The 10,733-nt window shown below is 52.3% G+C and carries 15 protein-coding genes; all 15 read right to left on the bottom strand.

Going from position 1 to position 10,733, the window contains the following annotated elements; genetic code table 11:
• Positions 1–375: 375 nt before the first annotated feature.
• On the bottom strand, positions 376–966 hold the full coding sequence (locus tag NM10_RS09340) for a sigma-70 family RNA polymerase sigma factor (RefSeq protein ID WP_020311334.1): 591 nt from the start codon (positions 964–966) through the stop codon (positions 376–378).
• A gap of 149 nt (positions 967–1,115) precedes the next feature.
• Entirely contained in the window at positions 1,116–1,346 is a 231-nt protein-coding gene (locus NM10_RS09335; RefSeq protein ID WP_020311333.1) for a DUF2922 domain-containing protein, read from the bottom strand.
• Between the two features lie 206 nt (positions 1,347–1,552).
• Positions 1,553–1,771, bottom strand: a complete 219-nt coding sequence (locus NM10_RS09330) for a DUF1659 domain-containing protein (protein WP_020311332.1) — start codon at positions 1,769–1,771, stop codon at positions 1,553–1,555.
• A 206-nt stretch (positions 1,772–1,977) separates the two neighbouring features.
• Entirely contained in the window at positions 1,978–2,517 is a 540-nt protein-coding gene (locus NM10_RS09325; RefSeq protein ID WP_020311331.1) for an N-acetylmuramoyl-L-alanine amidase family protein, read from the bottom strand.
• Positions 2,518–3,109: 592 nt separating this feature from the next.
• Entirely contained in the window at positions 3,110–3,313 is a 204-nt protein-coding gene (locus NM10_RS09320) for a hypothetical protein (protein ID WP_020311330.1), read from the bottom strand.
• Positions 3,310–3,498: a hypothetical protein gene (locus NM10_RS09315; RefSeq protein ID WP_036201125.1), complete on the bottom strand. Its 189-nt coding sequence runs from the start codon at positions 3,496–3,498 to the stop codon at positions 3,310–3,312. Before NM10_RS09315 ends, NM10_RS09320 begins: the two co-directional genes overlap by 4 nt.
• Positions 3,482–4,408, bottom strand: a complete 927-nt coding sequence (locus NM10_RS09310; RefSeq protein ID WP_020311328.1) for a phage replisome organizer N-terminal domain-containing protein — start codon at positions 4,406–4,408, stop codon at positions 3,482–3,484. The genes NM10_RS09315 and NM10_RS09310 overlap by 17 nt, the downstream gene beginning before the upstream one ends.
• Before the next feature lie 548 nt (positions 4,409–4,956).
• Entirely contained in the window at positions 4,957–5,754 is a 798-nt protein-coding gene (thiF, locus tag NM10_RS09305; protein ID WP_020311327.1) for a sulfur carrier protein ThiS adenylyltransferase ThiF, read from the bottom strand.
• 113 nt (positions 5,755–5,867) lie between these two features.
• Positions 5,868–6,032 carry a hypothetical protein gene (locus NM10_RS14055; protein WP_020311326.1) on the bottom strand — a complete coding sequence of 55 codons (165 nt, stop codon included), beginning with the start codon at positions 6,030–6,032 and terminating at the stop codon, positions 5,868–5,870.
• 284 nt (positions 6,033–6,316) lie between these two features.
• Complete coding sequence (nrdG, locus tag NM10_RS09300) at positions 6,317–6,823, bottom strand: anaerobic ribonucleoside-triphosphate reductase activating protein (protein WP_020311325.1); 507 nt, start codon at positions 6,821–6,823, stop codon at positions 6,317–6,319.
• A gap of 13 nt (positions 6,824–6,836) precedes the next feature.
• Positions 6,837–8,987, bottom strand: a complete 2,151-nt coding sequence (nrdD, locus tag NM10_RS09295; RefSeq protein WP_020311324.1) for an anaerobic ribonucleoside-triphosphate reductase — start codon at positions 8,985–8,987, stop codon at positions 6,837–6,839.
• 258 nt (positions 8,988–9,245) lie between these two features.
• A complete protein-coding gene (locus NM10_RS15185) occupies positions 9,246–9,581 on the bottom strand; it encodes a tRNA threonylcarbamoyladenosine dehydratase (RefSeq protein WP_020311323.1) in 336 nt (111 codons plus the stop codon).
• Entirely contained in the window at positions 9,578–9,955 is a 378-nt protein-coding gene (locus NM10_RS15180; RefSeq protein WP_020311322.1) for a ThiF family adenylyltransferase, read from the bottom strand. The genes NM10_RS15185 and NM10_RS15180 overlap by 4 nt, the downstream gene beginning before the upstream one ends.
• 3 nt (positions 9,956–9,958) lie before the next feature.
• Entirely contained in the window at positions 9,959–10,321 is a 363-nt protein-coding gene (locus NM10_RS09280) for a VOC family protein (RefSeq protein ID WP_020311321.1), read from the bottom strand.
• 19 nt (positions 10,322–10,340) lie between these two features.
• A partial coding sequence (locus NM10_RS09275) for a YbaK/EbsC family protein (protein ID WP_020311320.1) occupies positions 10,341–10,733 on the bottom strand: 393 nt, incomplete at its 5' end.

Genomic DNA, 10,733 nt, shown 5'->3' with positions numbered 1-10,733 from the left:
GTCTGTAGGCTTTGATTCTATTTATTCTTTGCTATTTTCCTGGGGTCTTTGTTGCCCAAGGCAGGTATTGATCCAAGGTTTCGGCATCTTTGAAGTTTGCTGTATTGGGCAGCTTTTCAAAGAGGTATTTCAGATACCGGTTCGGGGTCCAAGCCGTTGGCTTTGGCTGTTTCAATCAGGCTGTAGACGATGGCACTGGCTTTGGCTCCCTTGGGGCTGTGTGAAGTATTTTTTTGGCACTTTGGTCTCTAAGGCCCAATTGCAAAAAATCCAACGGACTTAGTTTAGGCCTTGTGTAAACTCGCTTCGTCAATTTCCGAGGCGGCGTAAAAGTTGTAAAGTGCTGATCATAAACTTAGAGCTCATTTATTTTTCCTAGCTGGCTGCCTCATCGGCTGCCAACAAAATCCTCAAATTTCTAATACCCCTTTTGACATAATCCCCGACGGTGCTTTTCCTGAAATCGTATTTTTGGGCAATCTGCTTATACGAATAGCCATGGATGAAGTGCAGGCGGATGAATTTCTGCTGTAATTCGGGCAGCTGTTCCAAAGCCCAGTAGAGCTGCGTCCGTACTTCGTCTTCTAAATAGCAAAGTTCCGGACAGGCATCTTCAGAAACAAGGTCTTCCGGCAAATCAGTTAATGTATCGTTTTCCATAATCGTTTTTTCGACTCGCTGGTAGTAACAGGTCCGGCTGTAAGACTCCCGACGCAGGTGATTGTGTACCGAAGCGACCATCATTTCGGTAACAGTTTCTTCAAACTGACTCAGATCATACTGATAGATACAATCTATGGCCCCATGATAGGCCGTCGACAAGGCCTCATCGAAATTCTGATAAAACCGCTGGTATTTCTTGGCTTGATGGTGTAAATAGGGCTTAAAAGCCTTGATCAGTTCTTCTGCCGCTATTTTGTCGCCGCGCTGAGCAGCCCGTACACAATGTCGCATCTGAATAGTCATTACATCACGTCTCCTTACTACATTTACATTAAAATTCGATTAAAACCTCTTTTCATTTTTTCTTCATAAATTAAATTTTTTTAATGTTGCCTAAAATGGAAAATACCCTGGGCAGAAATCCTGCCCAAGGCATCTTTAGTATGCTACACTTATTCAAGTGTTTCAACCTTACGGGTTACAATTTGGCTCGACTTGAGTCCTGTCAAATTGCCGCCTTCCGTCGTAGCAAAGATTTTGCTGTCGACGATGGTCTGTGCAGCAGTATCGACAGTTGCCTTAGTCAAGTCCGCTTTCGGATTGGAAATAGAGTAGCTGACATTTTTGCTGAGTCCATCAACAAAGGTAAGCTGCAGTGTCTTCGTTTCCGATTTGATGGCCATGGTAATTCCTCCTTTCTTTGGTATTGTGAGAAGAGCAACCTCTCCGGCCCTTCGGGCCACCTCCAGCTCAGCTCTCCGTTTTGGCAACCGCCCTGTGCTTCCCTGTGGTCAGCACCTGACGGGCCAAAAAGGGCCTATCAGGGAAGGCTTAAGGCTCCCTTTGTAGGGGAGCTGTCAGCGAAGCTGACTGAGAGGTTTACGCGCTCTTACGCCGTAATTTCGTTTTCGACGATTTCGTGGATGCCCGTGATGGGATCTTCGTACAACGTGCCGATGGCGTTAACGGCGGTAACGACGTTGGCCGGGTCGACGCCGGTGACGAGGTTACGCATCTGTACGGATTTTTCGCACAAATTGTTATTTTCGTCGTTGTAGCTGATGACCAGCTTTAACTTGCCGGAAATCGCTTTGCGTTCTGCTGCCATGTTCATTCCTCCTTTCTTTTTTGTATGTGAAGAGCCTTCGTGGCTCATAAAAGCCTGCCATTATACCTGGATAGGCTGTGGTTGAATCTCTCTAGCGGGCTTCCCACGCGGAAGCCCCTACGCACAAGGCCTTCGGCCGTGTATTTTTTTGCGACCTGCCGCCTGCGTCCTCTTTTATGCTGCCTGCGAACTGCGGCCTGCGTTCATCATGCCGCCTGAGCGCCCTGCATCTGGTACGGGTACTGCATGATGCCCGTTGCGATGGCCTGGGCCGCTTCGTCGCGATGGGCGTCGTAACGGCGCCAGTCGAAGTCGTTGTCGATGAAGCAGACTTCGACGAGGACGGCAGGCATGATGGTATTGCGCAGGACAAAGAGTCCCGGCCGCTCTTTAAGCCCTCGATTCGGCAGACTGAGGACAGCCTTTAAGTTAGACTGGATGCAGTGCCCCAGCATGAGGCTGCCTGTGGACCCGGAAATGAGCGTTTCCGTACCACTGGCCCTGCCGTTGTAGGCATTGAAATGAATGGATACAAAGAGGTCACATTCGGCCTGATTCGCCTGGTCGCAGATATGGTATAGGTCATCGTCCTGACCAAAGACGACCGCGATTCCATTTCGTTCTAAATATTGCTGGACGCCCAAAGCCAATTCATAAGCCGCATCACATTCACGCAAATGCAAACGGCGATTGACGGCGCCCGGATCAAGCTGCCGGTCATGACCGGCATTTAAATAGACTTTCATAACTCTCCTTTCGATAAATATGGCCTTACGGCCGCAGTTCGCAGGACGCTTCGGAAAAAGCCGTGGCTCGTGGTTCGTGGTTCGTTACTCGTAAAAAACCATCATTATACCAAAACGGGCTGTGATGGAATCTCGCTGCGGGCCGCCCAGCCACGGCTGTCCGTTTTGGCAGCCGTCCTGCGCCTTCCGTTGGTCGGCACCTGACGGGCCAAAAAGGCTTGGGACGGCCCCTACGCAACCCCGATTGGGGCTATTTTTACGAGCTGAGGGCTTCCCGAAGTGTCGTTGTTAGTTTGAGTCTGACGCCGCGCAGCGGCATTTGAGTCCGAGGCGGCCGGCCGCCTGCGAACTGCGGCCTGCGAATCCCAATTATTGTCTCATATGGACACTGGCGGTTGTTCCTCCGATGGCGATGCCCTGCATGGGCCTGTGTTTCACGGCCGGGCATGGGCAACGCCCATTGCAGCCGCAGTCCGGATATGGCCTAATCGGCAGCAATACGGCACTGGCTCTCTGCAAGATGAAGATTAATTTCCTCTTATCGAGGTTCCTCAAAAATCGTAGTATCCGGTTCATAGCGCACTCCTTTCTGTTATTGAATTTTAGACATATACAGCGTAATGACGCCGTTTTTATCGAGTTTCATATAGGTCATATAGCCGTCTTTCCGTTCCAAATCTTTCTGACGGTCGGTCATGCAGTTAGAGATTTCCAACTGGTTCCGTTCGATGACTGCCAAACTGATTTCCGGGAAAAAGCTGCGGGCGAAGCGGATGAGTTCTTTAGATAAGTTCATCCTTCGATGGGACGCCCTTCCAGTAAAGCCTGCCGCGTGTCTTTCAGCTGGTTGATATGGCGCTGGGGCACGGTCCAGGCTGGCCCGGCATGAAAAGCTTCGGGGCGGCGGTTTTCGCGAAGGATGGCATACCATTCATCCATGACTTCGGCAATGGACGGCTCATATTTACATCGTTTTAGCAAGCGATGCAAAAGAGATTCCGCTTCCTTCGCCGTCATCGTTTCGGGCAGCATTTCTTCGAGCATCTTCAGCTTGTAGTCGTTGCAGTTTTTCTCTCCGGGCCTCGCGTAACACCGCATCAATGTGCTCGTAACATTCTCTCTGCTTACGTTCATATTCATCTTCCTTTCTCATGGGCCGTCCATTGCTGTTCTTTAAAATGGCCTGAATATACCGAATGTTATTGACTTTATTTTCATGGGCCAGCTCGATGGCGATACAGGTTGCCTCGCTGCCCCACATTTTCTCTAAATCAATGAGCTTCTTGGCGAATTCTCCCTGCATGGGTCCGAAAAGCTCCTGGTATTTCTGTACCGAGGCGTAGTCACGCATTGCTTTCGGCGTCGTCACAGGTTCACCGTCATAGACCGACGTTTCTTCTGCCGCAGGGGGATTTCCGTCGGATGCTTCTGATTCTTCCGGCGGATTCATCGTTTCCGTCACGACAGGCGCCGCATCCACTGAGCTATCTTCCGGCTGAGATTGACGCTGCCTCTCACGGTAGCGCTGTACCCGTTCGCGCGTCTGTTCCCGCCGCTTCTCGTCGCGTTGGAAATCCTGCAGCTCATCCCAGATGGCAATGCGGATAAGACCGCTTTCGTCGCGTTCGATGAGTTCCAGTCTTTCCAGCAATGCCAGTCCTTTTTCAATGAAGGGCCGGCGGCGGTGCAGGCATTTAGCAATGAGCTGTGTCGTCATGGCTTCCCGACCCGATACGTAGACATACCCGTTATCGTTAATCGTTCCGGCCATATCCTTCAAGAAGAACCATAAGACAATATAAGAATCGCCGTTAGGTTGGTTCATCAAGAATAAGATACGGGGATCCGAGAATAAGCCGGTCCTGGTTTTCAGCCATTGCAGTCGTTTCATTGCTAGCACCTCTTTCTACATCTTGGGGTTTGTCTTTCTGAATTACCCCTCTACTTATATAAGACAAAAAAAACGCCAATCGTCCGAACTTTTTTTTATCTTTTTTTGCCAAAAGGCTGCTTTTTCAATTTATTTTTTACGGCATAAAAGTCATATTGCATTTTTTTGTTTATTATTTTCTATTCAGCATCGATTAATATTAGATAAGCCATTTGAAATCATTAAGTTTTTATGTATTTTACTATAACTTTTTTCTCCTCTCTTCTTTTTCTTTTCTAGTCTTATAAAGGTAACGCGTTACACTTTCGCCATTGGATGTCTGAAAATGCGATTGCTAAGCCATTCATGCTATTTTACATTGAGTCATAGACAGCAAAAAAAAAGACGCTGTCGCATTAAGACAGCGTCTTTTTTGAGTTTTAAGTTTGTAGTTTTTAGTTTGCAGCAAATGACAAAAAATTTAAAACCATCTTCTACAAACCACGAACTCCGTGCTACCAATAAACCTCTCCGGCTCTTCGGGCCACCTCTCCTATGAGGAGAGGCATTTATAAGACGTCGACCAGGAGTTTTAGGATCAAATTGGCTTCGTGGCCGGCGCAGATGGCGACTCTGGGGGCCATGAGGCCGCGGCCGGGTTTGGCGTTCCTTGTCTGGTCGCCGCAGATGTAGAAGTGGCTGGTGATTTTTTTTGTTTCAATGGCGTTACTGTCGCCGTAGCCGGCCATACCCGAGGCGGAGACGATGTATTTATCGGGACATTGTTCCAGGATGGTGTGGACGAGCATGGTCTTGGCGTCGGGATTGTCGAAGGCTTCGCAGATGACCTGGTCGTCTTTCAGGATGGTCGGCACGTTGTCTTCGGTGAGGCGGACGAAGTCCGTGCGGACGTCGATGAAGGGATTGATGTCGGCAATCTGCCGGGCCAGGGCGTCGGTCTTGCGCTGGCCCAGGTCGCGGACCATGTAGGACTGGCGGTTGAGGTTGCTGGCATCGACGGTATCGAAGTCGATGAGGTGCAGATGGCCGACACCGGTCCGGGCCAGGTAGACGGCGGCATTGGAACCCAGGCCGCCGAGGCCGCAGATGGCGACGCGGCCGGCGCTGACTTTCTGGTGGACTTTCGGTGTATGGCGGGAACACATCATGCCTTCCAGGGCTTCTTTCGGCGGCAGGCGGTCTTTGGGGATGAAATAGATTTCATCGCCCTCTTTCAGGGCTAAGTTCTCTGTCGTGGCAAAGCCGTTGACGATAGTGATTTCCTGGCCGCTGCCATAGGCGGCTTTCAGGTCTTCCAGGTGGTCACAGGGACAATTCATTTTCTTTCCGTTCAATACTAACTGCATGGTATACACCCCTCGTTGCAAAATAAAAACGCACGACGTCTGACACCTTAGGTGGTGTCCCCGTCGTGCGTCTTGTTCTTATATCCTTAGTGTAGCCGTTTTCACAGCCCCTGTCAATCTTTCTTTTCGGCCTGGGCCCCTTCCTTCAAGCGTTTGAGCTGGCGCTGTTCTTCCGGTGGAAGGGATACACCGCAGCAGCCGCCGCTGGAATTGCTGGCATAGCCTTTAAAGACTTCAGAGACGATATTCTTAACTTTTTTCACCGATTCAACAACCATGAGAAGCCCTCCTTTTTTGAAATTCAAGGCCGTCGAACAAAATCGCCAGCCTGGCAGACCGCAAAGCATTCCATTTATACGGTAACGGATAGCACCACACGTCTGTGGCGGGCGCCCCACGTGGCGCCCCTACAGGTCACGAGCCACGAGCCACGACCTGCGACCTGCCTTAATCACCATGATTCATAGCGGGCGCCCCACGTGGTCGCCCCTACAGTTATTATAGCAGGAAAGGCTTCCATTGTAAATAATATCAACGGATAATTTTTATTAATTATTTGTCATCAGCGGCCGTCGGGCCATACCAGGGTAATCTGGCCGCTGGTTCTTGTCGCTTTGAGGTCGATGACGCGCTGGTTCGAGGAACCGCGGAAGTAGAGGCCCGGGTCTTTCAGGTCGTCGACGAAGGGGCCGTCGACGAGGACGTCACAGACGTCCAAGAGGGCTTTTTTCTGCGGGTCCTGGATGATTTCGTCATAGGTGAAGCCCGAGTAGACCCAGACCGATTTATCGGGCATGGCTTGTTTGACGTTTTGGACGATCTGCGTCAGGCCGTCGGTGTTTTCCATGGGTTCCCCGCCCAGGAGGGTCAGGCCGCTGTTGGTCGGGGCGCTGAGCCAGGACAGGAGCTGTTCCATTTCCTTGTCCGTCCATTCCTGTCCGGCCCTGGGGTCCTGGTATTCCGGGTTGAAACAGTTGAAGCAGTGGCGTGAGCAGCCGGTGACGAAAATCGTCGAGCGGATGCCCGGTCCATTGGCAATGTCATATTGCCGCATCTGTGCATAATGCAAGTCAAGTCACCTCTTAGATATGGAGGACGCGGTTCTTGATTTCCTGCGTCCGCCCTTCGTTCCAGAAATTTTCACCCAAATAGCCGCAGGTCCGGCGGATGACGGTCAATTTGTTGCGGTCTTTGTTGTGGCAGCGCGGGCATTCCCATTCGTTGTCGTCGTTGAGGATGATTTCGCCGTCAAAGCCGCATTCATGGCAGTAGTCCAGTTTGGTATTGAATTCGCCGTACGTGATGTGGTCGTAGATGTACTGGACCATGGTCAGGACGGCCGGGATATTATGAGTCATGTTGGGGATTTCGGCATAGCTGATGCAGCCGCCTGTCGATTTGTCTTCAAAGTCGGCTTCAAAGGAGAACTTGTCGAAGACGTTGATCGGTTCGCGGACGTCGACGTGATAGCTGTTGGTATAGTAGCCTTTGTCGGTGACGTCGGGGATGGAGCCGAAGCGGGCCTTGTCGATTTTGCAGAAGAGGTTGGTCAGGTTTTCTGCCGGCGTACCGTAGAGGGCGAAGCCGATGTTCGTTTCCTTCCGCCACTTCTTAATGTGGGCGTTGAGGTCGTCCATGATGCGCATGGCGAATTTCCGGCCTTCCGGCGCCGTGTGCGAGCAATGCTTGGTCAGTACCGTCGCTTCGTAGATGCCGATGTAGCCCAGGGACAAGGTCGCATAGCCGCCGTAGATGAATTTTTCGATAGTTTCACCGGGCTTCAGGCGGGCAATGGCGCCGTACTGCCAGTGGATAGGCGATACGTCGGACGTGATGCGCTTGAGGAGGTCGACGCGCAGGAGCAGGGCTTTTTTGCAGAGTTCCAGGCGCTTGTCGAGGATCTGGAAGAATTTTTCTTCGTCGCCGTCGGCGAGGATGCCGATCTGCGGCAGGTTGAGGGAGACGACGCCCATGTTGAAGCGGCCGTCGAACTGGTAATTGCCCTTTTCATCTTTCCAGGGGCTGAGGAAGGAGCGGCAGCCCATGGGGCTGAAGACGTTGCCCTGATAGGATTCGCGCATCTTCTTGGCCGAAATATAGTCGGGATACATGCGTTTCGCCGTACATTCAGCGGCCAGCTTGGTCAAATAGAAGTACGGGCTGCCTTCGCGGACGTTGTGTTCGTCCAGGACGTAAATGAGTTTCGGGAAGGCCGGCGTGACGTAGACGTTGGCTTCGTTCTTGATGCCCTGGATACGCTGGCGCAGCAATTCTTCGTCGATGAGGGCCGCTTCCCTGGCGTATTCGTAATCCGGCTGGAAATACATGAAGAGCGTGACGAACGGCGCCTGGCCGTTGGTCGTCATGAGGGTATTGATCTGGTACTGGATGGTCTGGATGCCGTCCTTGATTTCCTTCTTCGTCCGCTTCCAGGCGATTTCTTCAGCCTTTTCCATATCCGGTTCGATGCCGTAGACTTCGCGCTGTTCTTCGACGACGGCTTTCATGTACTTCTTGAAGGACTTGCGGACGTACGGTGCCAGGATGCGGTCGATGCCGTTGATGGACTGGCCGCCGTACTGGCCGCTGGCGACCTGGGCGATGATCTGCGTCGTCACCGTGCAGGCGACCTGGAAGGATTTCGGCGTATCGATTTTCTTGCCGTTGATGACCGTACCGTTGGCCAGCATGTCTTCCAGGTTGATGAGACAGCAGTTGAACATGGGCTGAATGATGTAGTCCATGTCGTGGAAATGGATGGCGCCGCTGTCGTGGGCCTGGACGATGTCGGCCGGGATCAGTTTGCGGCGGGCAATGTCCTTGGACACTTCGCCGGCGATGAGGTCGCGCTGCGTCGATACGACGTGGCCGTTCTTATTGGAGTTTTCGTCGAGGACTTCCAGGTTGGTGTTGTTCAGCAGGCCAAAGACATCGTCGTCGGTCGTATTGGTCTGGCGCTTGAAGGCCTGGATGGTCTTGTAGTTTTCGTAAGCCCTGGCCGTGGCCGGATTGTTGTATTTCAACAAACGGTAGTAGACCTGGTCTTCGATGGCGTAAATGGTCAGGTCCTTCTGGATGGAAGCAGCATACGCTTCGATTTCACCGGCAATCTTGGCAGCCTGCCCTTCTTCGTAAATACCGCTGCTGCTGTTCATGGCCTTTTCAATCGCTACGGTGATCTTATCTCGATTGAAGGGCACTCGTTCTCCATTGCGCTTGATTACTTCTAACATATGTCTACCTCCACAGTATATAGTATACAAATTGTACATTTTCCCATGCCTGCTACAAGATATATGGTACGGGGTCCGTTTTTCACATGCCCTATGATACTATATATAGTAGCGAATGTCAACGTGTACATACTCCATCATGTTGTGGACAAGTTAAGGTTAGTTTTTATCAAAATGGCTGGCAGGCCTTGAAAGGACAACACAAGAGCTGCGCTTTTATAGACGCAGCCCTTGTGTATAACTAGCAAAAATTTTCTTTTAATCCAGATTCAGGAGGTCGCGCACGACGGCACCGGCCAGGATCATGCCCGCCGTCGACGGGACAAAGGAAATGCTGCCCGGACTGGGGCGTACTTCGTCGCTGTCGGTGAAAGGCTTATGAGGGACTTCTGTCGAATAGGCCACCTTGATGTGGCGGATACGGCGCTTTTTCAGTTCCCGGCGCATGATCTTGGCCAGGGGATCGACGCTGGTCTTTTCGATGTAATCGAGCTGGAAATATTCCGGATGGAGCTTATTCCCGGCCCCCATGGAGGACACGACGGGGATGCCGCTGTGATAGGCTTCGTCGATGATGGCGATCTTGGCGCTCATCGTATCGACGGCATCGACGACGTAATCGGCCCCGGAATGGGCGATGAAGCCTGATGGCTTTCAGGCAGATAGAACGTCGCATGGGTCTCGACGTCGATGTCGGGATTGATGGACAAGAGGCGTTCCTTCATGACTTCGACTTTCGGCCGGCCAATGGTCTGGACCGTCGCCCCGAGCTGGCGGTTGACATTGGACGGGTCGAAGACGTCGGCATCGACCAGGATGAGATGGCCCACACCGGCCCGGCCCAGGGCTTCGACGACAGCCGAGCCGACGCCGCCGACGCCGAAGATGAGGACCTTTTTCGTATCTAATTCGTCCACCTTATCCTGGCCGATGAGGCGGGCTGTCCGCTGGGTATATTCTTTCTTCATCGCCTAGCGCTCCGGAATGATTTCCAGCCAGTAGCCGTCGGGGTCGACGATGAAATAAATGCCCATGGCCGGGTTCTGATAGACGACGCAGCCCATGTCTTTGTGCTTGGCCAGGGCCGCATCCATATCCTTGACGGCAAAGGCCGTGTGGAATTCGTTTTCGCCGAGGTTATACGGTTCCTTGCGGTCTTTGAGACAGGTCAGTTCCAGCTGGAAGTCGGACACGCCGTCGCCGAGATAGACGATGGTGAAATCCGGGTTCTCGATGCGGCTGACTTCGGTCAGGCCCAGGGCTTCTTTGTAGAAGTCCATGCTGCGCTGGAGATTCAAAACGTTGAAATTGGTGTGCTTAAAGGTGAATTGCATAGTACTACCCCCTTTTTATTTATTGGTTCTCTTCCTGCCAGCCCTTGGATACGTCGACCCATTCCCTGGCATGGGAATAGGTTTCCAGTTCGGGCAGTGTCAGTTCGATGGCACTGTTGGCGGTGCCGCAGGCCGGAAAGACGGTCTGGAAGCGCTTGAGCGATTCGTCCAGGAAGACGTCGACGCCTTCGTTGATGGCGAAGGGACAGACGCCGCCGACGGGATGGCCGATGAGCCGTTCCACGTCGCCGGCCTTGATCATGGTCGCCTTCTTGTGGAACCGTTCTTTGAACTTATGGTTGTCCACGCGGGCATCACCGGCAAAAAGGACCAGAATCGGATGGTCGCCGATGAGGAAAGACATGGACTTGGCAATGCGCCGGCCTTCCGTGATGAAGGCGGCCGCCGCTTC

Origin of the sequence: Megasphaera sp. NM10 (genome assembly GCF_000417505.1) — a bacterium.
Lineage (GTDB): Bacteria > Bacillota > Negativicutes > Veillonellales > Megasphaeraceae > Megasphaera > Megasphaera intestinihominis.
Note: the sequence above shows the minus strand (reverse complement) of the source record. Positions and strands in the feature narration are given on the sequence as shown.

Coding starts and splice junctions, on each gene's coding strand:
- NM10_RS09330 (WP_020311332.1), bottom strand. CDS start 1,771: ATGGCAGCAGAACGCAAAGCGATTTCCGGCAAGTTAAAGCTGGTCATC.
- NM10_RS09325 (WP_020311331.1), bottom strand. CDS start 2,517: ATGAAAGTCTATTTAAATGCCGGTCATGACCGGCAGCTTGATCCGGGC.
- NM10_RS09310 (WP_020311328.1), bottom strand. CDS start 4,408: ATGAAACGACTGCAATGGCTGAAAACCAGGACCGGCTTATTCTCGGAT.
- NM10_RS14055 (WP_020311326.1), bottom strand. CDS start 6,032: ATGGTTGTTGAATCGGTGAAAAAAGTTAAGAATATCGTCTCTGAAGTC.
- NM10_RS09280 (WP_020311321.1), bottom strand. CDS start 10,321: ATGCAATTCACCTTTAAGCACACCAATTTCAACGTTTTGAATCTCCAG.
- NM10_RS09320 (WP_020311330.1), bottom strand. CDS start 3,313: ATGAACTTATCTAAAGAACTCATCCGCTTCGCCCGCAGCTTTTTCCCG.
- NM10_RS09340 (WP_020311334.1), bottom strand. CDS start 966: ATGACTATTCAGATGCGACATTGTGTACGGGCTGCTCAGCGCGGCGAC.
- NM10_RS15185 (WP_020311323.1), bottom strand. CDS start 9,581: ATGAGCGCCAAGATCGCCATCATCGACGAAGCCTATCACAGCGGCATC.
- NM10_RS15180 (WP_020311322.1), bottom strand. CDS start 9,955: ATGAAGAAAGAATATACCCAGCGGACAGCCCGCCTCATCGGCCAGGAT.
- thiF (WP_020311327.1), bottom strand. CDS start 5,754: ATGCAGTTAGTATTGAACGGAAAGAAAATGAATTGTCCCTGTGACCAC.
- nrdD (WP_020311324.1), bottom strand. CDS start 8,987: ATGTTAGAAGTAATCAAGCGCAATGGAGAACGAGTGCCCTTCAATCGA.
- NM10_RS09335 (WP_020311333.1), bottom strand. CDS start 1,346: ATGGCCATCAAATCGGAAACGAAGACACTGCAGCTTACCTTTGTTGAT.